24 protein-coding genes are annotated in these 23,905 nt (G+C 67.8%); 18 read left to right on the forward strand and 6 right to left on the reverse strand.

The genetic code is table 11. The features are described 5' to 3' along the window. Window positions 1-33 precede the first annotated feature (33 nt). Together hisS and aspS (DEIPR_RS04885) are read left to right on the forward strand one after the other, a co-directional pair. Window positions 34-1,326 (forward strand): histidine--tRNA ligase, encoded by a 1,293-nt coding sequence (gene hisS / locus DEIPR_RS04880; protein WP_013614723.1) that lies wholly within the window; start codon window positions 34-36, stop codon window positions 1,324-1,326. Next, window positions 1,323-3,050 carry an aspartate--tRNA ligase gene (gene aspS, locus DEIPR_RS04885; protein ID WP_013614724.1) on the forward strand — a complete coding sequence of 576 codons (1,728 nt, stop codon included), beginning with the start codon at window positions 1,323-1,325 and terminating at the stop codon, window positions 3,048-3,050. The genes hisS and aspS (DEIPR_RS04885) overlap by 4 nt, the downstream gene beginning before the upstream one ends. 84 nt (window positions 3,051-3,134) lie before the next feature. On the opposite strand, the gene DEIPR_RS04890 is transcribed toward aspS (DEIPR_RS04885), so the two are convergent. Further along, window positions 3,135-4,112 (reverse strand): hypothetical protein, encoded by a 978-nt coding sequence (locus DEIPR_RS04890; RefSeq protein WP_041221949.1) that lies wholly within the window; start codon window positions 4,110-4,112, stop codon window positions 3,135-3,137. A gap of 110 nt (window positions 4,113-4,222) precedes the next feature. Between DEIPR_RS04890 and uvrC the strand changes: the two genes are divergently transcribed. Beyond that, a complete protein-coding gene (uvrC, locus tag DEIPR_RS04895) occupies window positions 4,223-6,052 on the forward strand; it encodes an excinuclease ABC subunit UvrC (protein WP_013614726.1) in 1,830 nt (609 codons plus the stop codon). Between the two features lie 31 nt (window positions 6,053-6,083). On the opposite strand, the gene DEIPR_RS04900 is transcribed toward uvrC, so the two are convergent. After that, entirely contained in the window at window positions 6,084-6,932 is an 849-nt protein-coding gene (locus DEIPR_RS04900; protein WP_013614727.1) for a DegV family protein, read from the reverse strand. A 63-nt stretch (window positions 6,933-6,995) separates the two neighbouring features. Here DEIPR_RS04900 and bshA point away from each other — a divergent pair, with 63 nt between their 5' ends. Then, window positions 6,996-8,132, forward strand: a complete 1,137-nt coding sequence (bshA, locus tag DEIPR_RS04905; RefSeq protein WP_013614728.1) for an N-acetyl-alpha-D-glucosaminyl L-malate synthase BshA — start codon at window positions 6,996-6,998, stop codon at window positions 8,130-8,132. Between the two features lie 67 nt (window positions 8,133-8,199). Here bshA and DEIPR_RS04910 read toward each other — a convergent pair whose 3' ends face one another. The 3 genes from DEIPR_RS04910 to sucC form a co-directional block, all read right to left on the reverse strand. Beyond that, a complete protein-coding gene (locus DEIPR_RS04910; RefSeq protein ID WP_013614729.1) occupies window positions 8,200-8,766 on the reverse strand; it encodes a hypothetical protein in 567 nt (188 codons plus the stop codon). A 136-nt stretch (window positions 8,767-8,902) separates the two neighbouring features. Then, window positions 8,903-9,808, reverse strand: coding sequence for a succinate--CoA ligase subunit alpha (gene sucD, locus DEIPR_RS04915; protein WP_013614730.1), 906 nt, complete (start codon window positions 9,806-9,808; stop codon window positions 8,903-8,905). Then, on the reverse strand, window positions 9,808-10,968 hold the full coding sequence (gene sucC / locus DEIPR_RS04920) for an ADP-forming succinate--CoA ligase subunit beta (protein WP_013614731.1): 1,161 nt from the start codon (window positions 10,966-10,968) through the stop codon (window positions 9,808-9,810). Before sucC ends, sucD begins: the two co-directional genes overlap by 1 nt. A gap of 115 nt (window positions 10,969-11,083) precedes the next feature. On the opposite strand from sucC, the gene DEIPR_RS04925 reads away from it, so the two are divergent. The 3 genes from DEIPR_RS04925 (at window position 11,084) to DEIPR_RS04935 (ending at window position 13,082) form a co-directional block, all read left to right on the forward strand. Continuing rightward, window positions 11,084-12,139, forward strand: a complete 1,056-nt coding sequence (locus DEIPR_RS04925) for a M24 family metallopeptidase (RefSeq protein WP_013614732.1) — start codon at window positions 11,084-11,086, stop codon at window positions 12,137-12,139. After that, window positions 12,136-12,534, forward strand: a complete 399-nt coding sequence (locus DEIPR_RS14725; protein WP_013614733.1) for a septal ring lytic transglycosylase RlpA family protein — start codon at window positions 12,136-12,138, stop codon at window positions 12,532-12,534. The genes DEIPR_RS04925 and DEIPR_RS14725 overlap by 4 nt, the downstream gene beginning before the upstream one ends. Before the next feature lie 86 nt (window positions 12,535-12,620). Next, a complete protein-coding gene (locus tag DEIPR_RS04935; protein ID WP_013614734.1) occupies window positions 12,621-13,082 on the forward strand; it encodes a YbjN domain-containing protein in 462 nt (153 codons plus the stop codon). A gap of 112 nt (window positions 13,083-13,194) precedes the next feature. On the opposite strand, the gene DEIPR_RS04940 is transcribed toward DEIPR_RS04935, so the two are convergent. Continuing rightward, window positions 13,195-13,977 carry a TrmH family RNA methyltransferase gene (locus tag DEIPR_RS04940; protein ID WP_013614735.1) on the reverse strand — a complete coding sequence of 261 codons (783 nt, stop codon included), beginning with the start codon at window positions 13,975-13,977 and terminating at the stop codon, window positions 13,195-13,197. A 128-nt stretch (window positions 13,978-14,105) separates the two neighbouring features. Between DEIPR_RS04940 and DEIPR_RS04945 the strand changes: the two genes are divergently transcribed. The 11 genes from DEIPR_RS04945 (at window position 14,106) to DEIPR_RS04995 (ending at window position 23,799) form a co-directional block, all read left to right on the forward strand. Then, on the forward strand, window positions 14,106-14,501 hold the full coding sequence (locus tag DEIPR_RS04945; RefSeq protein WP_013614736.1) for a DUF1622 domain-containing protein: 396 nt from the start codon (window positions 14,106-14,108) through the stop codon (window positions 14,499-14,501). After that, entirely contained in the window at window positions 14,470-15,393 is a 924-nt protein-coding gene (locus tag DEIPR_RS04950; protein ID WP_013614737.1) for an NAD(P)-dependent oxidoreductase, read from the forward strand. Before DEIPR_RS04945 ends, DEIPR_RS04950 begins: the two co-directional genes overlap by 32 nt. After that, window positions 15,390-16,289 (forward strand): DegV family protein, encoded by a 900-nt coding sequence (locus tag DEIPR_RS04955; RefSeq protein ID WP_013614738.1) that lies wholly within the window; start codon window positions 15,390-15,392, stop codon window positions 16,287-16,289. The genes DEIPR_RS04950 and DEIPR_RS04955 overlap by 4 nt, the downstream gene beginning before the upstream one ends. 2 nt (window positions 16,290-16,291) lie before the next feature. Further along, window positions 16,292-17,113 carry a hypothetical protein gene (locus tag DEIPR_RS04960; protein WP_148231782.1) on the forward strand — a complete coding sequence of 274 codons (822 nt, stop codon included), beginning with the start codon at window positions 16,292-16,294 and terminating at the stop codon, window positions 17,111-17,113. A 187-nt stretch (window positions 17,114-17,300) separates the two neighbouring features. Beyond that, window positions 17,301-18,626: an aspartate--tRNA(Asn) ligase gene (aspS, locus tag DEIPR_RS04965; protein WP_013614740.1), complete on the forward strand. Its 1,326-nt coding sequence runs from the start codon at window positions 17,301-17,303 to the stop codon at window positions 18,624-18,626. 163 nt (window positions 18,627-18,789) lie between these two features. Further along, entirely contained in the window at window positions 18,790-19,347 is a 558-nt protein-coding gene (locus DEIPR_RS14565; protein WP_013614741.1) for a hypothetical protein, read from the forward strand. A 66-nt stretch (window positions 19,348-19,413) separates the two neighbouring features. Beyond that, entirely contained in the window at window positions 19,414-20,391 is a 978-nt protein-coding gene (locus tag DEIPR_RS04975; RefSeq protein WP_013614742.1) for a 3'(2'),5'-bisphosphate nucleotidase CysQ family protein, read from the forward strand. A 12-nt stretch (window positions 20,392-20,403) separates the two neighbouring features. Continuing rightward, the gene (recF, locus tag DEIPR_RS04980) at window positions 20,404-21,477 is read left to right on the forward strand and encodes a DNA replication/repair protein RecF (RefSeq protein ID WP_013614743.1); all 1,074 of its coding nucleotides are present in this window, start codon (window positions 20,404-20,406) and stop codon (window positions 21,475-21,477) included. Further along, window positions 21,474-22,433, forward strand: a complete 960-nt coding sequence (locus DEIPR_RS04985) for a DciA family protein (protein ID WP_013614744.1) — start codon at window positions 21,474-21,476, stop codon at window positions 22,431-22,433. Before recF ends, DEIPR_RS04985 begins: the two co-directional genes overlap by 4 nt. A gap of 50 nt (window positions 22,434-22,483) precedes the next feature. Beyond that, window positions 22,484-23,008, forward strand: coding sequence for a MogA/MoaB family molybdenum cofactor biosynthesis protein (locus DEIPR_RS04990; RefSeq protein WP_013614745.1), 525 nt, complete (start codon window positions 22,484-22,486; stop codon window positions 23,006-23,008). Continuing rightward, window positions 23,008-23,799: a hypothetical protein gene (locus tag DEIPR_RS04995; protein ID WP_013614746.1), complete on the forward strand. Its 792-nt coding sequence runs from the start codon at window positions 23,008-23,010 to the stop codon at window positions 23,797-23,799. The genes DEIPR_RS04990 and DEIPR_RS04995 overlap by 1 nt, the downstream gene beginning before the upstream one ends. Window positions 23,800-23,905: the final 106 nt, after the last annotated feature.

Below are 23,905 nucleotides of genomic sequence, written 5' to 3' on the forward strand. Positions count from 1 at the left end.
GGCACTTTTTTTTGCTGGTAGACTCGGCCCTGTATGGTGAAGCGCCCCAAAGGAACCAAAGACCACCTTCCCGCCGGCAGTCCCGGCCTCTCCCCCGACGCAGCCGCGTCCGCCCATGCCCACATCCACCGCATCGCCGCGCAGGTGCTGGAGCGGGCCGGCGCACAGTTCATTGCCACCCCCATGTTTGAAGAGGCGGACCTGGTTCAGCGCGGTGTGGGCGGCAGCACCGACATTGTCCGCAAGGAGATGTTCACCGTCTACTACGCCGGCGAGCACGGCGGCTACGTGCTGCGGCCGGAAGGCACCGCGCCCATTGTGCGGGCGTACCTGGAAAACGGGCTCAAGCAGTTGGGGGCCCCACTGAAACTGTGGACCCACGGGCCGATGTTCCGCGCCGAGAACGTGCAAAAAGGCCGCCTGCGCCAGTTCCATCAGGTGGACTACGAGTGCCTGGGCAGCAGCGACGCCCTGGCCGACGCCGAAGCCATTGCGCTGATGTGGGACATCGTGACCGCGCTGGGCCTTAAGGGAGTCAGCATTCAGCTGGGCAGCATCGGGGACCCGCAGGACCGCGCCGCTTACAACGAGTACCTGCGCGGGCTGTTCACGCCGCACCTGGAGGGGCTCTCGGAAGATTCCAAGGACCGCCTGACCCGCAACCCGATGCGGATTCTGGATTCCAAGAGCGAAAGCGACCAGGCCATCATCGCCGAGCTGAGCGTGCGGCCGATGCTGGACTTTCTGGGCGCGGAGGCGGCCGCGCACTTTGAGCAGGTCCGGCAGCATCTGACCGACTGGGGCGTGCCCTTCGAGACCGACCCGTCCATCGTGCGCGGGTTGGACTACTACCGCCGCACGGCCTGGGAGCTGCACCACCAGGGCATCGGCGCCAAGTCGGCGCTGGGCGGTGGCGGGCGCTACGACGGGCTGGCACAGGAGCTGGGCGCCAAGGACGAGGTGCCCGGCATCGGCTGGGCGTTCGGTATCGAGCGCATTTTGCTGGCGATGGAAGACGAAGGCCTGAGCTTCCCAGCAGCGGTAGGGCCGGCCCTGTATCTGGCCGCGCTGGACGATGAACATGTCGCCCTGGTCGCGGCGCTTGCCCGCCAGGCCCGCCAGGTGGCAGGGGCCGACTTCAGCTTCCGCCGGCGCGGCGCTGGTCAGGCCTTCAAGGAGGCGGACCGCAGGGGCGCACGCTGGGCCGCCGTAATCGGCAGCAACGAGGCCGCGCAGCAGCGGCTGACCCTCAAGAACCTCAGCAGCGGCGAACAGGTGGCCGTGCCCTTTGACGGGCTGAACATCTTCCTGAAGGAGAACGCATGAAAAGGACCGCTTTAATCGGTGAACTGACTGACGCTAACCTCGGCCCCGTGACTTTGCAGGGCTGGGTCAGCGGGCGCCGCAACCTGGGCGGGCTGATTTTTTTTGAATTGCGGGACCGCTCCGGTGCCGTGCAGGTACAGGTGGACCCGGCCCAGGCGGAAGCGTTTGCTCAGGCCGACGAACTGCGGGCCGAGTTCGTGGCGGAGGTGACCGGCACTTATGGACTGCGCCCGCAGGAGCAGCGCAAGGGCGGCCCCGCCGACTATGAGGTGCTGGCAGATGGGGTGCGGATTCTGAACCGCGCCAAGACCCCGCCGTTCGAGCTGGATAAGGGCGGCGAAGTCTCGGAGGACGTGCGCCTGCGCTACCGCTACCTCGACCTGCGCCGGCCGGAAATGCAGCGCGGGCTGATGCTGCGCTCGCGGACCTGGGCAGCAATCACCGAATTTATGGAGCGCGAGGGCTTTATCAACATCGAAACGCCGATGCTTACACGCTCCACGCCCGAGGGCGCCCGCGACTTTCTGGTGCCCAGCCGCCTGAACGAAGGCGAATTCTACGCGCTGCCCCAGAGCCCGCAGCTGTTCAAGCAGATGCTGATGATGGCCGGCTACGACCGGTACTACCAGCTGGCCCGCTGCTTCCGCGACGAGGACCTGCGTTCGGACCGCCAGCCGGACTTCACGCAGCTGGACATGGAAATGAGCTTCGTGGACCAGGAAGACGTGCTGGACATGAATTCCCGGCTGCTGGCCCACATTTTCGGGCAGGTGATGGGCCAGCAGCTGAGCCTGCCCCTGCCCCGCCTCACCTATCAAGAGGCGATGGATAAGTACGGCTCCGACAAGCCGGACCTGCGCTTCGAGCACGCCCTGGTGGACGTGACCGACCTGTTCGCAGGCGGCGAGTTCAAGGCGTTCGCGGGCGCGGAGGCCGTCAAGGTGATTGCCGCGCCGGAGCTGACGCGAAAGGCCATTGACGAGCTGGAGCGCGTCGCCAAGCAGAACGGGGCCGGCGGCCTGGCCTGGCTGAAGCGCGGCGGCGAGGGCTTTACCGGCGGGATTTCCAAGTTCGTGGCCGGCATCACCCCGCAGCTGCTGAAGCGCACGGGCGTGGAGGACGGCGGCACGCTGCTGTTCACTGCCGGCGACTGGCGCACGGCGGTGGAGGCCCTGGGTGCCGTGCGGCTGGCCCTGCGTGACCTGTTCGACTGGACAGCGGGCGGCCCACAGTTCGCGCCACTGTGGGTGACCGACTTCCCGCAGCTGGACTACGACAAGGACTCGGGCACCTGGACCTACATGCACCACCCCTTTACCGCCCCGCACCCGGACGACACCGCACTGTTCGGCACCGAGCGGCAGCATGAAATCCGCGCGCAGGCCTACGACCTGGTGATGAACGGCTTTGAAATCGGCGGCGGCAGCGTGCGGATTCATAGCCCGCAGACGCAGCGCGAGATGTTCCGCGCCATCGGCCTGAGCGACGAGGAAGCGCAGGAAAAGTTCGGCTTCTTCCTCGAAGCGCTGGAGTACGGCACCCCCCCACACGGCGGCGCAGCCTGGGGCTTCGACCGCCTGGTGATGGTGCTAAGCGGCGCGGCCAGCATCCGCGACGTGATTGCTTTCCCCAAGAACAACCGCGGCCAGGACCTGATGGCGGGTGCGCCCTCGCCGGTCGCGGAAGGCCAGCTGGAAGAACTGGGCCTCCGGGTTCAGGAGTAAGTGAATTCCCCTGCCCCGGCGGGCGGGGCTTTTCTTTTGCCTATTTAGTGAAGTAAATATTTACTTTTTTAGTGAAGTAAATATTTACTTTGGGATTTTGTGAAAATTCTCTTTAATGTGCCCACCCAGCCAACCGCCGAGCGGTAAGCCGAGCGCGGCCCCCAACGTCAGGGCCTGGGCAAAGGGAAGGCCGGACCAGAGCAGTCCCAGGAGTCCGCCCGCCAGGAACGGGGTCAGCAGCAGGCTCCATAGCCCCGCTGCTGAGAGCGCCATACCGGCCAGGACCAGCGTCACCACGCAGAGCGCGGGCAGGGTGCCGAACATCAGCATGGGAAACATCGTCATGGACGCCTCGCCCAGGAACGTCAGGTTCGGCAACGTGAGCGGAGCGGTCAGCAGACCCAGCAGCAGCGTCAGTGAGGCGAGGGGCTGGCCCAGACGGGCCAGCCCGCCCCGTGGCTCAGTACCCCACGTGCGTGCCAGCCAGCCTAGAGCTACGCCCAGCGCCCCGCCAAGCAGCAGCCCAGCCAGCCAGTGCAGCCCCCGCCTGTATTCGGGCGGTAGCCCAGGTCGCTGCGCAGTGGGCCAGCGAAAGCTAGAGCCGTCGGCCAGCGGGGCGGTCAGTTCCAGTCCTGCTTCGGTCCAGCGCAGACCGTCGGTGTGCAGGGTGGGCGACGCTCCGTACAGGTTCTGACAGTTGGGCAACTGCCCAAGCAGTTCTGGATAAACGGGCATTTTTCCCGCAATGGTACTCAGCCCCTGCGCGCAGTCCGTCAGTGCTTTCCCCTGCCGCTCGGCCAGCACCTGCCGCAGCTCAGCTCCCTGATAGTGGTACGGCGGGAGCGGCGGCGGTTCGGCGGCAGTGGCCCGCAGTTCGCTCAGGTCATGACGGTAGAGAATGACACGGCGCTCCGCTCCGGCACCCTTGATCAGGGTGTGATTCAGCTCATACGGACGCGGCTCCAGCCCCAGGTCCTCGCAGCGGTCCGCCCTTTCGTCCTGCAAGGCGGCTTCAAAGCAGTTGCTGAGGTACTGTTCCACGGTGGGCGGGGGCATGGGCATAGTCTCAGTCTAGGGGAAGTGAAATAAAGTACGAAGCGCTTATCTTGTGCAAAAAGAGCATTGAGCCGCGCCCACAAAGGCCCGCACGGCCCTCCGCTACACTGCTCGCTGTGCAACTGGCCGACCTGCCCGTCCTCCCCGTGACCTCTGGCGTGTACATCTTCCGCAAGGGGGGCACGCCGATTTATATCGGCAAGGCCAACAACCTGCGTGGGCGGGTGATGCAGCATTTCAAGGCAGGCGGCAAGAGCGGCAAGTTCACGGCTTTGGCCGATGAGCTGGAATTTATTACCACCAAGGGTGAAGTGGAAGCCTTGGTGCTGGAAGCCAACCTGATCAAGCAGCACCGGCCGCACTACAACGTGCTGCTCAAAGACGGCAAGCACTATCCGTTCCTGAAGCTCACGAACGAGGAATTCCCGATGCTGATCGTGACGCGCAAGGTGCTCAGCGACGGGGCCAGCTACTACGGGCCGTATCCGGACGCCTCGGCGGTGCGGCGGGTTAAGCACCTGATCGACACCATGTTTCCGCTGCGCAAGAACTCCGGCCTGCCCATGAAGCTCAAACCGCGCCCCTGCCTGAACTACCACATGGGCCGCTGCCTGGCCCCCTGCATTCAGGCGGCCGACCCGCTGGCCTACGCACAGGTGGTGGACGACGTCAAAGCGTTGCTGGAAGGCCGCGCGGCGCCGGTGCTGCGCCGCCTCCGTGAGGAGATGAAAGAGGCCGCACTGCGCCAGGATTTCGAGATGGCCGCCCGGCTGCGTGACCGCGTCTCAGCGGTGGAAAAGCTGTTCGGCAACGAGCAACACGCCTTTATCAGCGAAGAAGCGGACCTGGACTTTCTGGGTGTAGCGCAGGCCGGCGAATACGCGATGGTGCAGCTGTTCCGCATGCGCGGCGGCCGGGTGGTCAGCCGGGACAAGCGCTTCCTGACCGGGGACGAGGCCAGCACGCCCGGCGAGATTCTGAGCGCCTTTATGCAGGACTACTACACCCAGGCCACCCACCTGCCCCCGCTGGTGCTGCTGCCCGCCGAGCTGGAAGACACGGCGCTGTGGGCCGAGTTCCTCTCCGAGCGGGCCGGGCACCGGGTCAGCGTGCGGCTGCCCAGGCGCGGCGACAAGGTGGACCTGGTGGAAATGGCGCAGCGCAACGCCGGACACGGCCTGGAATCCGAGCTGGCCGTGCTGGAGCGGCGCGGCGATCATCCCGGTCTGGACGCCCTGCGCGAGGTGCTGGCCCTGGCGGACCGCCCCTGGCGCATCGAGGGCTACGACAACTCCAACCTGTTCGGCACCCACATCGTGTCGGGAATGATCGTGCTGGAAGGCGGCCGTGCCCGCAAGAGCGAGTACCGCCGCTTCAAGGTGAGGGGCCTGGACCACCCCGACGACTACGCGGCGATGCGCCAGACGGTTTACCGGCGCTTTACCGGGTCCCTGAGCGACAAGCTCCCGCTGCCGGACCTGCTCCTGATCGACGGCGGGCGCGGTCAGGTGAATGCGGCCCTGGACGCGCTGAAAGAAGCCGGCGTGCAGGTGCCGGTGGTGGGTCTTGCCAAACGTGAGGAAATTATCGTGCTGCCCTCGCCCTACGGCGCCCAGTGGTGGCTGACCGGCGGCACCGTGCTGGGCGACGGCAAGGAGCTGATTCTGCCGCACACCCACCCGGCGCTGCGGGTCCTGATTCACGCCCGCGACGAGGTGCACCACTACGCGGTGAGCTACAACCGCAAGCTGCGCGGTCAGGCGATGACCGCCAGCATCTTCGATGACCTGCCCGGTATCGGCCAGAAGCGGCGCGACGCCCTGCTGGAGCATTTCACCAGCCTGGAAGAACTGCGGGCCGCTGACGTGGCCCACATCGCCGCCGTGCCTGGCATGGGGATGAAAGCGGCCCAGGCGGTCAAGGCCTTCTTGCAGACACGGGTGTAACTGGAGCTCCCTCTTCTCTGGTCTCCGGTCTTCAGTGGCCTCTGAACGGCTCGGCCACGAAGGCGAACATGCCGGGGCCGGTGTGGGCGCCGATCACGGACCCGATCAGCTGCGTGCGCCCGGCGCGGATGTTCAGCCCGGAAGCCTTCATCTGCTCCCGCAACTCCCGCAGGCGCTCTGGGCTGTGTCCGGCCAGCCCCACGGCCACGCTGACCGGCTCGCTGCCAAAGCGTTCCCGCAGCCGCAGCAGAATGTCCTGTGCGGCCTGCTCTGTGCCGACGCGGCGTACGGCTTTCAGCTGTCCTCGCTCGAAGGCCACCACCGGGCGCAGCCCCAGCAGGTTGCCCACGGCGTGCTGCACCGCACTGATACGCCCGCCCCGCCGCAGGTATTCCAGGGAAGGCACGGTGAATTCGCCGTACTGGCTGGCCAGGGTCTGCGCCGCCGCCTGCTCGACTTCCTGCAGGGTGCCGCCCCGCGCCGCCGCTCGCTGCGCCGCCAGCGTGGCCGAAGCCACCAGCACCGAGGAGACGCCGCTGTCGATTACCCGGATGCGGTCCGCTTCGTTCAGGGCGGCGACGGCCTGGCGGGCGTGGGCCACCGTCTGCGAGAGGCCCGAGGAGATATGGATGGACACCACGCCGTCGTAGCGCTCCAGCAGCTCGCGGTAGCGCTGGCGAAAGGCACTGACCTCCACCGGCCCGGTGCGGACTTCGGCGCCCCGCTCCAGCTGCCCGAACACCTGCTGGGGGGTGACCTCTTCCCAGTCGCGCAGCGTCTGGCCATTCAGCCGGACTTCCAGGGGCAGCATTCCTGCTCCCAGGTCGCGAAGTGCCGCTGGAGGAAGGTCACAGGTGGAATCGGTCAGCACGGCAATCATGCCTTCAGTCTAGGGTATCCCCGCGCTCCCACACGCCTTTTCCTTTGCCCTACACTGCTCAACATGACTTCGCTGAATATCGCCGTGCTGTGCCATACCGGAGCAGGCGGCTCGGGGGTGGTGGCCACCGAGCTGGGCCTCCTCATCGCCGCCCAGGGCCACGCCGTGCATTTCGTGGGGCCGGCGGTGCCGTTCCGGCTGGCTCAGCGCTGCGCGGTGCATGGGCCTTACTTTCACCAGATCGGGTCGTTCGCCTACGCCCTGTTCGACCAGCCGTATCCGGAACTCTCGGCGGCCAACACGCTGGCCGAGGTCATTCTGGAACAGGGGGTGCAGCTGACCCACGCCCACTACGCCATTCCGCATGCCACGGCGGCGCTGCACGCCCACGCCATCACAGGCCGGGCCCCGGTGGTCACCACCCTGCACGGCACCGACGTGACCCTGGTGGGGGCCGAGCCGGCCTTTTTCCACACCACCCGCCACGCCATCGAGCGCTCGCACCATGTCACGGCGGTGTCGCGCTTTCTGGCCGAGCAGACCCGCGAGGTGTTCCGTACGGAGCGCGAGATCGAAGTGATCTACAACTTCGTGGACTCGCAGCGCTTCCGCCCGGTCCACGACCCGGCCCTGCGGGAACAGTTCGCCCGTGAGGACGAGGCCCTCTTGATTCACGTGAGCAACTTCCGCCCGGTCAAGCGGGTGGCCGACGTGATCGACACGTTTGCAGGCGTCCTTTCCGAACTGCCGGCCCGGCTCCTGATGGTCGGGGACGGCCCCGAGCGTGTCCCGGCGCTGGAGCGGGCGCAGCGGCTGGGCATCGCGGACCGGGTGACCTTTTTGGGGTCCTTTCCGGATGTGCAGACGGTGCTGGGCCTCAGCGACCTGTTTTTGCTGCCCAGCAGCAAGGAGAGCTTCGGCCTGAGCGCCCTGGAAGCCATGAGCTGCGAGGTGCCGGTGGTGGCGGCCCGCGCCGGGGGGATTCCCGAGGTGGTCGACCACGGCGTGAGCGGCCTGCTGGCCGCAGTGGGCGACGTGGACGGGCTGACCCAGGCGGCACTGGATATCCTGCGCGACCGCTCGGTGCGGGTGCGGATGGGCCAGGCGGCCCGGCGGCGGGCGGTGGAGGAATTTCACCCCTCGCGCATCGTGCCGCAGTACCTGGCGGCTTACCGGCGCACGCTGGAGCTGCGTGAATAGGGCCTGCAGCCATGCTGTCCCTGTCCTGAGGTGAGACAAAAGGCCACCTGTGAAGGCGGCCGGCTCCTTACGGACTGAGTTGGGCGCTCAGCGGCTGCCCGCTGTAGGGGCGCAGTTGCACCGTCTGACCCAGCTGCAGGCTCAGCGCATTCCAACCGGGTTGCAGCTGGGCCTGATAGCCGTGGGCCGCCGTCACCTGAACGGCGCGGTCCACCCAGACCAGAAACAGAGGCCGTTCGCCGTCGCGCAGGCGCACCTCACGGAGCGTCTCCCCTGTGCCCGGCTGCCCGTCGCGGTTGCTGTCCACAAAAGCGTAGGCCCGCAGCTCCTGGCCCTGACTGGGAGCGGAGACCTGCACCGTGGGCAACAGCCCTGGCCAGTTCAGGGCCGTGGCCTGCAGGGCGGGCGCACCGCCCGGGGCCTGGTTCAGCGTCAGCTGCCAGCGGCCCTCGGGCGCCGGGGCTGTTGCCAGCAGTTGCTGAGGCTGGCCAGCCGCGCTGACGGTCCAGATACCTACGCTCAGACCAGACAGCACCTCGCCGCGCAGCTGCCCGTGCAACACCAGCGGGGCCGCCTGGGCGCCGCCCAGCAGCAGGGCAGCCAGGGCCGTCGTCACGGTTCTGCGGGCGTTCATGCCACAAAGCTAACATGAGGTCCTGATGGGTGCCTGATGGGACCTTCAGAGTTGGGAGACGATAAAAAAAGAGGGCCGCTGGTGGGCCCTCCTCTGTGGTGAAGCTTTGGTGCAGCGTAGCCTTCCGGCGCCGCGCTTATTTGTTCAGCGCCGCCTTGACCAGGTCCACGATTTCGGGCATGGTGTCGGCCACCGGCACGTTCGCCGCCTTGAAGGCCGCCAGCTTGCTTTCGGGGGTGCCCACGTCGCCCATGATGATGGCGCCGGCGTGGCCCATGCGCTTGCCGGCAGGGGCGCTGCGGCCCGAGATAAAGGCCACAACGGGCTTTTTCATGTTGTTCTTGATGTACTCGGCAGCGGCTTCTTCATCAGCGCCACCGATTTCACCAATCACGACCACGGCGTCGGTGCCTTCGTCGGCTTCGAACATCGGCAGCACGTCGGCGAAGGTGGTGCCGATCACGGGGTCACCGCCGATTCCCACGGTGGTGGAGGTGCCCATGCCTGCGTCGTTCAGCAGCTTGGCGGCTTCGTAGGTCAGGGTGCCCGAGCGGCTGATCAGGCCGATGCGGCCGGGGTTGGTGTAGATGCGGTTGGGCATGATGCCCACTTTGGCTTCGCCGTTGGTCACCAGGCCGGGGCAGTTGCCGCCGATCAGACGGATACCTTCGCCGCCATTCTTGCGGCTTTCGGCGTCCAGGGCCTTGACTTCCTGCACGGCGCGCATCATGTCCACGGTGGGCACGCCTTCGGTGATCAGGACGATCAGGGGGATGCCGGCGTGCGCGGCTTCCAGCACGGCGTCAGCGGCGCCGGCCGGCGGCACGAAGATGATGCTCACGTTGGCGCCGTGCTTCTCCTTGGCCTCGGCCACCGAGTTGTAGATGGGCCAGCCCTCGAAGTCCTGGCCGCCCTTGCCGGGGGTCACGCCGGCCACCACCTGGGTGCCGAACTCCTTCATGGCGCGGCTGTGCTTGGCGCCTTCGGAGCCGGTCATGCCCTGCACGATGACTTTGCTGTCTTTGTTAACCAGAATGCCCATTACTTGCCTCCCAGAGCGTTGGCTTCCTTGGCGGCTTCTTCAGCAGCCTCGAACATGGTGGGGTACATCTTGATCAGGTCGCTGTTCTTCTCGGCCAGCAGCGCCTTGGCTTCGTCTTCGGCAGTGCCGGCGATGCGCATGCGGACCGGCTTGGTCAGGATGCCTTCGTCCAGCGCCTGGATGACGCCCTTGGCCACCTCGTCGGCGCGGGTGATGCCGCCGAAGATGTTGATGAAGATGGCCTTGACGTCGGGGTCCTTGCTCACCAGCTTGACGGCGTTGTACACCACGTCGGCCTTGGCGCCGCCGCCGATGTCGAGGAAGTTGGCGGGCTTGGCACCAGCGCGGTTCACCACGTCCAGGGTGGTCATCACGATGCCGGCGCCGTTGCCCAGCACGCCGACGTTGCCGTCGTCCAGCTTCACGTAGGCGAAGCCGTACTCGCTGGCTTCCACTTCCAGGGGGTGCTCGGCCGACAGCTCACGGTAGTGCGCCACGTCCTGGTGACGGTACATGGCGTTGTCGTCGATCTCGAACTTGGTGTCGAGGGCCAGCGGCGTGCCGCTTTCGTCCACGAAGAGGGGATTGATTTCGACCAGCACGGCGTCGCGTTCCAGCGCCGCTTTGCTCATCTTGACCATCATGTCGGCAATCTTGTTCAGGTTGCCCTTGAAACCGGCCTTGATCGCCACTTCACGGGCTTCGTAGGGGCGCAGGCCGGTGACGGGGTCCACGCGGTGCTTGATGATTTTCTCGGGGGTGGCGGCGGCCACTTCCTCGATTTCCATGCCGCCCTCAGCGGAGGCCATCAGGGTGTAGCTCTGGACGTTGCGGTCCACGATCATCCCGACGTAGTACTCGGTGCCGGCGTCGATGTCCACGGCCTTGGTGACCAGCACCTTCTCGACCGTCAGACCCTTGATGTCCATGCCCAGGATGTTCTGGCCGTTTTCCAGCGCCTTTTCGGCGGTGGGGCTGAACTTCACGCCGCCGGCCTTACCGCGGCCGCCCACGTGCACCTGCGCCTTGACCACGACCGGCTGGCCGTACTCTTCAGCGATGGCTTTCACTTCCTCGGGGGTGTGAGCGACTTTGCCTTCCTGCACGTTGACGCCGAAATCACGCAGGATTTCCTTGCCCTGATACTCGTGTAACTTCACGGTGTTCCTCCTATGGGAAATAGTTTGGGTGTCCCGATTCCTGAGTATAGCCTCTCATTTCTGCCCCTGTCCCTGTTCCCAGATTGGGGACAAAGCCCCGTGCTAGCGTGGAGAAATGGAAAAAATTGAACAGCTCAGAGCGGCCCTGGCACGCCGGGGTCTGCAGGCTCTGTGGGTGTCGGACCCGGCCAATGTGCGCTACTTGAGCGGATTTACTCATCCGGATGACGGCCGGCTGCTGGTGACGCCGGGGGCGGCTGTGCTGTATACCGACGGCCGCTATACCGTGCAGGCACAGGAAGACGCGCTGCCGGGAATAGAGGTGGTGATTGCCCGCCCGCTGGAGGCCATCGAAGGGGCGGCGCCGGCCGTGGCCGGTATGAAAATGGGCGTAGAAGGCGCCCACCTGACGGTCAGTGCCCTGGAGCGCCTCAAGGAGCGCTGGCAGGTGCAGTTTCATCCGGTCGAAGGGCTGGTGGAAGAGCTGCGGCTGCACAAGTCGGCGGACGAGGTGGCCGGGATTCGCGCGGCTCAGGCTCTGGCCGACCGGGTCTTTGCCGAGGTGCGCCCGCAGATTCGCGCTGGGGTCCGCGAGCTGGATATTGCGATGGCCCTGGAGCAGGGGCTGCGGCAGGCCGGAGCGACCAGCGCCTTTGACGTGATTGTGGCGAGTGGGGTGCGGGGGGCTCTCCCCCACGGCACGGCCAGCGACCGGGTGATTGAAGATGGCGACCTGGTCACGGTGGATTTCGGTGCCAATCTGAACGGCTACAACTCGGACATGACCCGCACCGTGGCGGTGGGCCAGCCGGCAGACGAGCTGAAGCGTCTCTATAACGCTGTGCTGGAAGCCGAGGAAGCCGCTGTACGGGCGGTGCGCCCCGGTCTTAAGGCGGGCGACCTGGACGCGGTGGCCCGTGACATTCTCGCCGGGCATGGTTTGGCTGAAGCTTTCGCCCACTCGCTCGGACATGGTGTGGGCTTGGTGGTCCACGAAGGACCGCGTCTGGCCCAGGGCAGTGAGGATGTGCTGGCGCCCGGCATGGTGATCACCATCGAGCCGGGCGCCTATGTGCCGGGCTTGGGCGGGGTGCGGATTGAAGACCTGGTGCTGGTGACCGAGGATGGCTACGAGGTGCTCAGCCACTCGCCCAGGGAGACTCTTGCATGAGGAGGCGGTCTCTGCTGGCCGGGGGCCTGACGGTGTGCCTGTCCCTGTTCCCGGCGCTGGCGGTTGCTGCGCCGAGTCTGGGTGCTCTGCAACTGGGTGCTCTGCAACTGGCGCAGGGGGCGGGGGTCTATCAGCGTGGCAAGGCGGTGTATTACGGTGGCCGGCCTGACCCTGAAACGCGCATGACCGCGGCTCACCTGACCCTGCCCTTCGGCACCTGGGTACGGGTGACGCATGTCCGCACTGGCCGCAGCGTACGCGTCAAGATCAATGACCGTGGTCCCTTCAACGGGGGTGGGCGCATTATTGACCTGTCCAGGGCTGCGGCGCAGGAGCTGGGTATCCTCCGCGAGGGGGTGGCGCCGGTCACGCTGACCGTGCTTTCCCGTCCCTGAACTGGGAGCGGTGTGGTGTTAGGATGGTTCAGGTTTGACCACTGCAGGTGGCCTCCCAGGCCGCCTTTTCCTAAGGAGGAAAAATTATGACGACCGAAACTGCTCTGCTGACGCTGGACACCCTCGCCAAATACCTCAAGGAGCGCGACGTTCAGCTGGAAATGGACCAGAACCCCGAAACTGGCCAGCGCTTTATCCGCATGGGCTGGCGCTTCGAGATGGGTGACGCCGCTGTTCTGGTGTCCGTGAACGACGGCCCCCAGAACACCAGTCGCCTGGAAATCACCTGCGTGACCCAGAAGACCTATGAAGGCCGTCTGGGCGAAGTGATGGAAATGCTGAACCAGCGTAACCGTGAGCGGGCCTTCAGCCGTTCGGTGGACGCACAGGGCAACGTCTGGCTGGAGTATGTGGGCTTCTACCCCACCCTGGCTGAAATGCCCCAGGAAACCTTCGACACGCTGTTCGGTGGCGTACTGATGCACTTCCAGGATGACTACGCTGCCCTGGAGGGTGTGCAGCTGCAGCCTCAGCAGCCTCAGGCCTGATTTTTTAATTTTTCTCATCCAGGCGGCCGCGAGGTCGCCTTTTTTAGGTTGGTATTTGGTGGTTGAGTAATCTTTCTTTTTGTAATTTGAATATAAAAGTTCGCAAAAAATTTTATTGCCGCTGTCGCAACGCTTCATACAGCACCACAGCGGCGGCGGTCGCGACGTTCAGGCTATCGGCCTGCCCCCGCATGGGGATGGAAACGGCGGATTCATGGCGGCGCCAATGTTCTGGCAGGCCCTCATGCTCGGTGCCCAGCAGCAGAGCCACCCGGCCGGTCAAGTCGGCTTGCCAGAAGGTGCGCGGGGCGTCGGGGGTGCAGGCGACCAGGGTAAACCCTTCCTCTTCCAGCCAAGCCAGCGCCTCCGCCTCATCCTGCTGGCGCAGCGGCACAGTAAAGACACTGCCCTGCGAGGCACGGATCACGTTGGGACTGTAGGGGTCGGCGCCGCGTCCCAGAATCAGCACGCCGTCGGCACCCACCCCGTCCACGGTGCGCAGAATCGCCCCCACGTTGCCGGGCTTTTCCAACCCGTGCAGCACCACCAGCAGCGCCTGCGGCGGCAGCGTAGGCCAGCGCTCCTGCGGAGGACGGCTCAGCAGGAGCACGCCGTCAGGATTCTCGCGGCCGCTGACCTTGGCAAAGGCTTCAGCGCTCAGCTCGGTCACGGCGGACATGGGCAACTGTGGGGCCAGCTCGGCAGCCTCGGGACTGAACAGCGCCGGGCAAAGGTACAGCTCCCCAGCAGCCCAGCCGGCCGCCAGGGCGCGGGCCGTCTCGCGGGCACCCTCGATCAGGACAGTCCCCTCCCCTTCCCGCAGGCGGCGGCTACTGCGCAGGCGGACCAAGCGCTTGACGGTGGGATTTTGCAGGGAGGTGATGGGGCTCGGCATTCCTGCCACTATGCCGCATGGGGCGGGGTGGCTGTCCAGTTTGTGGGAGCTAGAGTCTACTGTATTTTATTTTGTAATTCGAAACTTAAAAATCTTTCCCCTGTTCCGCTCCCTTAGACTGGCAGCCGATGACCCTGGAACCTGTGACCGAATCGCTGCAGCACTGGGTGATGGGGGCGGCCCACCTAGTGGCCTCCCTGGCGGAAATCTCGGCGGTGCTGATTGTGGCGGCGGCACTGCTAGAAGCACTGTGGCGGTCGGTGCGGGTGTTCGGACAGCGGGACCAGGTCCCCGACGAGGTCAAGGAGTCGCTGCGGCTACAGCTGGGGCGCTGGCTGGCGATTGCGCTGGAATTTCTGCTGGCGGCCGATGTGCTGCTGACTGCCGTGGCCCCCACCTGGGACGAAATCGGCAAGCTGGCAGCCATCGCCACCATTCGCACCGCGCTGAACTACTTCCTGCAAAAGGAAATCGAGGCGCACGAGCGCCAGCATGGCCGCACCACCCATCCGGACCACGGCTAAGGCCCCCGGCGCTAAGCTGCAGGGTATGAGTACAGCATTTATCGGCCTGGGCGCGATGGGCTATCCGATGGCGGGCCACCTTGCCCGGGCGTTCGACACCCTGGTCTGGAACCGTACCCCAGCGCGGGCCCAGGCGCACGCGGCCGAGTTCGGCAGCGCTGCACACGAGCTGAGCAGCCTGGCACACGCCGACGTGATCTTTTCTTGTCTGCCCACCTCTGGCGAGGTATGGGAGGTGCTGCGGGCGCTGGACGGCCAGCTGGAGCCCGGCAGCGTGTGGGTGGACTGCACCAGCGGGCACCCGCAGGCGGCGCGGGAACAGGCGGCCTGGTTGGCTGAGCGCGGCGTGCACTTTCTGGACGCGCCGGTGTCGGGCGGCACGAACGGGGCGGAAGCCGGCACCCTCACCGTGATGGTGGGCGGGGACGCCGCGGTGCTGGAGCGGGTGCGCCCACGCCTCGCCTTTGCCGGCAAGGTGGTCCACGTGGGGCCTACCGGCGCGGGCTTCGCGGTCAAGGCCGTGAACAATGCCCTGCTGGCGGTCAACCTATGGGCGGCCGGCGAGGGACTGGCAGCCCTGAAAGCCGGCGGCGTGGACCTCGGAGCGGCGCTGGACGTGATCAACGCTTCTTCGGGGCGCTCGAACGCCAGCGAGAACCTGATCGGCCAACGGGTGCTGAGCCGCGAGTTCCCGGCCACCTTTGCGCTGGGGCTGCTGGCAAAAGACGTGGGTATTGCGCTGGACGTGGTGGCGGCGCATAAGGGTGCGGCGCCGCTGCTGGGAAGTGCGGGCGGGCTGTACCGGGCTGCCGAGCGCGTGATCGGCGGCAGCGAAGACCATACCGCCGCACTGAAGCTGGTAGAACAGATGAACGATGTGGAGCTTTCATGACTGATTCCCAACCACGACCCACCCCCCAATTCGCCGCCGTGACCGACGGAGGCCTGGACGCCTACGCCGGCCTGAACAACGCCGTGCCGGTGGCCCCTTTTTCGGTGACCTTCGGCAACGACACCTACGCCATGCACGAGCTGCCACGCGAGCAGCTGATGGCGCGGATTCTGGCCGGGAACCCCCACCCCAGCACCTCGCAGCCCACGCCGCAGGCCTGGCTGGACGGCTACCGGCAGGCGGCGGCGCAGGGGGCGACCCACATCGTCGCGCTGACCATCAGCCCGGGGCTTTCGGGCAGCACCAACGCGGCCGAGCAGGCCCGCAGCCTGCTGGAACAGGAACTGCCCGACCTACAGGTGCAGCTGTTCAATTCGGGCAGCCTGAGTGCGGCGCAGGCTTTCGTGCTGCACGCGCTGATGACAGCCGCCGGGCGCGGCGAGAGCCTGGAGACGGCGCTGCGCTGGGCCGAACAGGTCCGCGATGAAACCGAGCTGTACTTCACCATCGAGACGCTGGAGTTTCTGCAAAAGGGCGGACGCATCGGCAAGGTGGCGGCCACGTTGGGCGGGCTGCTGAACCTCAAGCCGGTGGTGACGGTGGAAAAGCCGGCCGGCATCTACACCACAGCGGCCCGCGCCCGTGGGTACAAGGGGGGCATCCGCGAAATTGCCGCGCAGCTGACCCGGCGCTACGGCGAAGGCACGCCCCTGCGCCTGGGCCTGCTGTACGGATCGCACCCGGAAGACGCGGAGCTGCTGCGTGAGCAGATTGCCGCCTCGCACCCCATCGTGTGGGCGGAGACTACCCCGGTCAACGGTTCGCTGATGGTGCACACCGGCCCGCGTGCGGTGGGCGTGGCAGCAGCGCCGGGGGCCTGGCCTTGGGAACGCTGAGCTTGCCTGGAACACTGGCCGTTCAAGTGCTGGGCGCAGCGCACCCGCTGGCTGCCGAGTGGCTGCGCTGGACCGCCTGGCACCCCCATCTGCGGACGGCGCGGCTGGTGGCGGCCGAGCACGCGGGCGTCTCGGCGGAGGACCTGCACCCCGGCCTGTTCGGCTTCCGGGGTCTGGGCGTGAGCGCCGCGGCCAGCGCAGCCGACGTGACTGTGGTGCTGCCCGGCTGGACCGGCGAACTGCCGGCCGACGCTGGGCAGCGGCTGGACCTGCGCCCCGGCGCGGCCGGGCAGCCGGCCCTGCCGGAGTTGCACCCGCCCGGCATGGGCGCCGATTTGGCCGGTGTTCCGGCGCGGGTGCTGGCCGCCGCGCTGGCGCTGGAGCCGCTGCTGCGGGGACGGGTGGTATCGCCGCGTGAAAGCATCGGCCTGACGCTGGGCGCGGCTGAGTTGGATACCCTGCGGCCACTGCTGACCGGGCACTTTCGGCTGGAAGAGATACCCGGCGCTGGCCCGGACGTACAGGCCCGCATTCCGCTGTTCGAAGGCTACTCGGAGCACGACGCCCTGGCCGCCTACCGGGACGAGTACCGCTCGCAGCCGTGGATTCGCATTCGCCGCGAGGCGGAGCCGGCGCTGGGCGTCAGCGGCAGCCCCACCTGCGAACTGCAGCTGCGGATTCTGGAACGCGAGGACCCCGAAATTCCTATCCCGCTGCTGGGGGTGACCGCTGGGCTGGACGCCGGTCCAGCTCAGGCGGCGCGGGCGGTGGCCGCCCTGAACCTTTCGCACGGCTGGCCGGCGCTGCTGGGCCTGGTGCCCTGAAATCCGGCGAATGTCATCCGCTTGACACTCCTTTCCTCCGGGCTTACACTTGCCGGCATGTTGCCCCTGGCGAACAATAATGACGATTCCCATTAGGGGACGTCTTTCGCCATGTGCGCCCCCGCTTCCCGATACAGGCAAGCGGGGGTTTTTTTATTCCGACCTCTCATCCCAAGGAGTGCTGCCGATGACCACCCCACAGCCGGAAATGCCCGCCCCTGCCCTGCCCCGCACCTTTATCCGTGACCTCGCCGCCCTGAGCGGCCAGCCGGTGCGGCTGCGCGGCCAGATTCTCTCGCGCCGTGACCTGGGGGGGCTGCAGTTCGTGACCCTGCGCGACGGCAGCGGCGCCGTGCAGTGCGTGGGCGACGGCCTGGGTCTGGACCTGCCGCTGCCCGAAAGCAGTGTGGAAATCCTGGGCACGGTGGCTCCGCACCCCAAGCGGGCCGGCGAGGTGGAGGTGCGGATGCAGGCCATGCACCTGCTGGCCGCCGCCGCCGAGCCCACCCCGGTGGAGCTGCCCAAGCTGAGCCGCGTACACCCCGACACCCTGCTCAATCACCGTGCCGTGACGGTGCGCGGCCTTGAGGCACGCGCCGTGCTGCGGGTGCAGGCCGAGCTGCTGGCCGGCTTCCGCGCCGCTCTGGGCGACATGGGCTTTACCGAAATCAGCACGCCCAAAATCGTGGAAGCGGGTGCGGAAGGTGGGGCCAACCTGTTCACGGTGGACTATTTCGGTGAGCCGGCCTACCTGGCCCAGAGCCCGCAGCTGTATAAGCAGATGATGGTGGGCGCCTTCGAGCGGGTGTTCGAGGTGGCGCCGGTGTTCCGGGGCGAGCAGCACAACACCAGCCGGCACCTGACCGAGTACCTCAGCCTGGACGCCGAGCTGGGGTTTATCGACTCGGAAGAGGACGTGATGGACGTGGAAACCGAGGTACTGCGCGTGATGCTGGCCCGTGTGGCCGAGCGCTGCGGCCCCGAGCTGGCGCTGCTGGGGGCGACTTTGCCCGAGGTGCCGGCCCGCATTCCGCGTATTCCGCTGCTGGAAGCCCGCGCCCTGGTGGAGCGCGAGTTCGGACACCCCGTCGGCGGCAAGGACCTGGACCCCGAAGGTGAGCGGCTGCTGGGCGAATATGTGCGCCGCGAGCTGGGCAGCGACTTCGTGTTCGTCACGCAGTTCCCGCAGGCGGCCCGGCCCTTTTACACCCACCCGGCCGGCGAGGTGGACGGCGTGCCGGTCACGCGCGGCTTCGACCTGCTGCTGCGCGGGCTGGAAATCACGTCCGGCGGGCAGCGCATCCACGACCCGCAGATGCTGGCCCAGAGCATCGAGGCGTACGGCCTGAACCCTGACTCGCTGCGCGGCTACTCCGAGGTGTTCCGCTACGGCATGCCCCCGCACGGCGGCTTCGCCATTGGCGCGGAGCGGCTGACCGCGCTGCTGCTGGGCATCGGCAACGTGCGGATGGCGCGGGCCTTCCCACGTGACCGGACCCGCCTGCAGCCCTGATTCCCTCTTTCGGCCCCAGCCTTCATGGTTCTGCGGCGCCAGGCAGCCGCAAGAGAAGTGCAAGTTGGCAGTCCCTAGCATAGGCAGAGCTTTATCATTGCGGGCAGTCCCCCAAGGTTTTGCCCGCCCGCCCTCGCTTCTCTCTTTCCATGAAGGACCCCCGATGACCTACGTACTTGTTGCCCTGCTGCTGGCCGCAGCCGTAATCGCCGCCCTGCGCCTGCGCCGAATCATGCGTGACCGCGCTGGCGCCGAACGGCCAGCACCAATCACCTCTGCTGCGCCGCTGCCGGCTCAGCCTGCCGCCCCCATGTCGCCGTCCACTGCTCCGGTTCAGGTTGCGCCGCAGGAGGTCTACCGCCCGGCACCGACCGTGACCCCGACCGTGAGCTGGGACGAGCTGGACGACGAAACGGCCGAGCGCCCCCAGGTGGACGCCGAGCTGCTGCGCACGGCGCGGGCCAGCGTGTCACGCGACATTCCCGACGACGTGCTGGAAGAAATGCTGTTCAAGGCCACGCCGCAGCAAACCGCGCAGCTGCTGGCAGGCGTGTCGGCCGGCGTGATGGCGGACCTGACGGCGGACCACGGCCAGGGCGTGCACTTCGAGGGCCAGGCCCGCGAGGAAGACCTGGCCGCGCTCAGCAGCCTGAGCAGCGCTGTGGACGACCTAGACATCTGGGATTTTGGGGAGGAGAGCGGCGATAAGATAAGGGCATGATCCTGTCCCCTGCTGCTCGCGCCGCCCGGTTTTCCCGGCGGCGCTTCGCCTTGTTCGGTGCCGGCCATGAGTGAAGCGCTGAGACACGAACTGGACACCGCCGGGCGTCTGGCGCGGCAGGCCGGCGACCTGGTGCGGCGCTTTCGCCGTGAGGGACTGACCGTGCAGCACAAGACCGGCGCCGACGACCCTGTAACCGAGGCGGACCGCGCCGCGTCGGAGCTGCTGATGCGCGAGCTGGCAGCGGCCTTTCCGCACGACGGCCTGCTGTCCGAAGAAGAGGCCGACAGCACCGAGCGCCTGGGCCGTGAGCGGGTGTGGTTGATCGACCCCATTGACGGCACCAAGGAATATGCCGAGGGCAGCCCTGACTACTGCGTGTCCATTGGGCTGGCAGTGGCCGGGGAACCGGTGCTGGGCGTCATCTACGCGCCGGACACAGACGAACTGTTCGCCGGAGCCGCCGGGCTGGGGGTGACCAAGGACGGGCAGCCGGCCGCCCGCCACAGGGAACCGCCCTACGTCATCGCCACCTCGGTTACCGAGACACGCCGCGAACTGAACGACCTGCCGCTCGCCGGCATGCGGCCCAGTGGGTCTACCGCGCTGAAGCTGGCCCGCATCGCGGCGGGCGAGGCGGACGCCACCTTTACCATGTCGCCCCGCGCCGAGTGGGACATTGCAGCCGGGCACGCGCTGCTGCGGGCGGCAGGCGCGGAGCTGACGCGGCGGGACGGCGGCGCCGTGCGTTACAACCAGCCCACACCCTATTTGGAGCAGGGCTTCGTCGCCGGGCATCCAGACGCCCTGGCCTGGCTGCAGGCCGAACTGCTGCGCCTGGGTGTGCCCAGCGCCGTGCTGGCCCTGGACGCGGACCAGCGTGGTCAGCGCCGGCATGTGCGCCGGGCCGGGGAGCGGGAGCTGGCCTGGCTGGTGACCGGGAGCGCGGGCGGCGAGGTGCAGGTGCTGGACTGCGGCGGCGACGCTTTTCACCTGGAACGCCTGACCCGCGACGTGCGCCGGGCTAGGGACTCGCTGCGTTAACCCCCGCCTATAATGGCGCCCGTGCGTCTGAGCAAGCTCTCTACCCTGAACTACCGCAACCTGGCCCCCGACACGCTGGAATTCCCGGCGGGGGTCACGGGCGTCTGGGGCGAGAACGGCGCCGGCAAAACCAACCTGCTGGAAGCTGCCTACTTGGCGCTCACGGGCCGCACCGAAGCAGGCCGGCTGGAGGAGCTGGTGCTGGCCGGGCAGGCCGAAGCGTATGTACGTGCCGACGTGCTGGAAGGCGGCAGTCTGAGCGTGCAGGAGGTGGGCATCGGGCGCGGACGGCGGCAGCTGAAGGTGGACGGCGTGCGTACCCGCACCGGCGACCTGCCGCGTGGCAGCGCCGTGCTGATTCGCCCGGAGGACTCGGAGCTGGTGTTCGGCTCGCCCTCGCAGCGCCGGGCGTATCTGGACTCGCTGCTGGGGCGCCTGAGCGCCCGCTACGCCGAGCAGCTCAGCCGCTACGAGCGCACGGTGTCGCAGCGCAACGCCGCCCTGCGCGAGGGCCAGGACTGGGCACTGGACGTGTGGGACGCCCCGCTGGTCACGCTGGGCCGTGACATCATGGAATTCCGCGCGCGGGCGCTGGTGCGCCTGGAAGAACTGGCACGCCACGCCAACGCCGAGCTGGGCAGCCGCAAGGCGCTGGATATCCGGCTGCTGGAAAGCACGGACCCGGCCTCCTATGCCCAGACCCTGCATGCCCGCCGCGCCGAGGAGCTGGCCCGTGGCGTGACCCTGACCGGCCCACACCGCGACGACCTTGAGTTGACGCTGGGCGGCCTGAACGCCGGCACCTACGCCAGCCGGGGCGAGGGCCGCACCGCCGCGCTCTCGCTGCGCTACGCCGAGCTGCAGCTGCTCAGCGAGCGCTTCGGAGAACCGCCGGTGCTCCTGATTGACGACTGGACCGCCGAGCTGGACCCGCAGCGCCGGCAGTTTCTGCTGGATCTGGCGGCCTCGGTGCCGCAGGCCATCGTGACCGGCACCGAGCAGCCGCCCGGTGCCCAGCTCGCTTTGCAGGCGGCCGCCGGGCGCTTTACGCCGCAGCCGCAGCGACAGGAGGAGATGCCCGCATGAGCGACCCGGACCGGCCCTACACCCCCAAGCCCAGCTTCCGCACCCGCGCCCGCAGCGGCCGGCGCGAGGGCGACCTGCGCACGGTGGGCGAACTGATGAACGCTACCCTGGGCAAAAACCGCCTGGGCTTCGGCGTGCAGCGGGCGCAGGCGCTGCTGGTCTGGCCGCAGGCGGTGGGGCCGGAAGTGGCCCGGCTGACACGGGCGCGGTCGTTTCAGTTCGGCACCCTGCACATAGAAGCCCGCGACTCGGCGGCGGCGCACCATCTCAGCATGCAGCGGCACCACTTTATGCGGCGGCTAAACGAGCTGCTGGCGCAGCAGGCTCCCCCCGGCGTGGCTCCCGAGCAGGTCACCGAAATCCGCTTTGGCACCGGCTGGACAGACCCCGGCGAGGCCCGCCGCGCCCACGCCCCGCAGCTGCCCCCACTGGCTCCGGCCGAACAGGCCCGCGCCGCACAGGCCGCGCAGGCTGCCGGGCAGGAGCTTCAGGACGTGGCCCAGCGCGCCGCTGAAGCGGTGGCCCGGCGCCGGCGCTGGCGCGAGCAGCAGGGCTGGCATCCCTGCCCGGTGTGCGGCGAGCCCAGCCCGCACACCCCTTGCCGCCCCTGCCAGCGCACCCTGCGCGAGCCGCTGGTGCGCCGCGCCGCCGACGACCTGATGCGCCGGCCCGAAACCATCCTGGGCCTGGAAGACCGCCTGGGACCAGCCGCCGAGCAGGCCGCGCACTTCCTGGCTGTGCAGGGCCTAGAAGGCCGCCTTCAGCTGCTGGCGCTGGAGTGCGTGCAGTCCGGCGGAGCCGGCGACTACCGCGAGTTTCTGGAAGAGCAGTGCGGCAAGCTGCTGGCGGTGATGGGCCGCAAGCCACTGAGTGCCGTGACGGCCGCCGATTACGCCCTGCTGCCTGAGCAGGTGCGGCAGGTGCTGCTGGCCGGGAGGGGCACCCAGCGGCGCTGAGCGTAACCCAGGCCCGCGCTGTCAGCCTGAGCCGGGGGTATGGTAGGCACATGTCTCCTTCCCCGGTTCCTCCCGCAGCGCACCTGCCGGCCACCTTTTTGGCCCTGCGCTGCGGTGTACTGACGGTCAGCGACACCCGCACCCTGGACACTGACCGCAGCGGACAGTTCCTGGTGGGTGCACTGCAGGCAGCCGGACACGAGGTCGCCGGCTACCGCATCGTGCCCGACGAGCGGGAGGCGGTAGAAAGCCAGCTGCGCGGGTGGCAGGCGGCCAGCTTCGACCTGATGCTCAGTACAGGCGGCACCGGCATTACCGGGCGCGACGTGACCGTGCCGGCAGTGGAAGCCCTGCTGACCAAGCCGCTGCCCGGCTTCGGAGAGCTGTTCCGCATGCTGTCGTATCAGGAGGTGGGCGGCGCCGCGATGCTGTCACGGGCCGTCGGCGGGCTGGCCGGGCGCACGCTCCTGTTTGCACTGCCCGGCTCGCTGGGCGCGGTGCGGACCGGCTGGACACTGCTGGAAGGCCAGCTGCAACACCTGGCCGCCGAGGTGCGGCGGCAGGGCCAGCCCTGATGGGTGAAGGACTACTGGCGACTCCTTTTCTGGAGCGCCTGAACCTCTGGTTCCTGGGTGCGTGGGGCGTGCTGGCCCTGTACTGGCTGGCGCGAGTGGCGTTCGCGGCCCGGCGGCGGCAGCGCCCGGCGGTGAGCTGGTGGAGCATTCCGGGGCTGCTGCTGCTGCTGCTGGCCCCGCTGCTGGAAGTGCCGGCGCTGTTCGGCCTCGGCGCGGCGCTGCTGCTGCTGGCCGAATGGTGGCCGCGTGCCTTCGTGCCGGTACGGCGGCGGCCGGCGTGGGCCTGGGGCCTGGGACCCAGCCTGCTGGGCGGCGCAGCTCTGCTGGCCCAGCCGGCGACCTTCCTCAGCCTGTGCGGAGGCGCGGCGCTGGCCCTGTGGGGTCTGGCCTGGCTGCTGGCAGGGCTGCTGTGGCGCCCGGTCCGGCCACCAGCCGTGTGGCTGCCGCCCAGCAGCTTCGGCAAGGTGGAGTCGCCTACCTTCGGCACGGCGGTGCGCTGGCAACCTCGGCAGCAGCCCGACCCCCCCGAGCTGAGCGTCACCCTGGGACCGGGCTGGCTGCTTCTGCACAACGAAAGCGGACAGGCCCTGCACCTGCGCGGCTGGACGCCGGCCAACCGCAACGCCTTTTTGGCCCTGGACCGGGCGCTGCCCTCCAGGGCCGAATACCGCCTGAGACGCGACCCGGCCCAGAGCGGCGTGCGGGTCTGGTACACCCCGGCCGGCAGCCGCGAGGTGCGGGTGCTGCACGCCGACTGGCAGGAGCCGGCGCCGGAACGCACGCTGAACTGAGCGCGGAGCTGAGGCTTGGAAAGTCGGGGAACCGGGGAACGGGAGCCCTGGAATAGATGCCCTGGGCCGGCCACTCCGAGACGGTCAGTCTGAGACGGACCTTTTG

The sequence above is a fragment of the Deinococcus proteolyticus MRP genome (genome assembly GCF_000190555.1).
Lineage (GTDB): Bacteria > Deinococcota > Deinococci > Deinococcales > Deinococcaceae > Deinococcus > Deinococcus proteolyticus.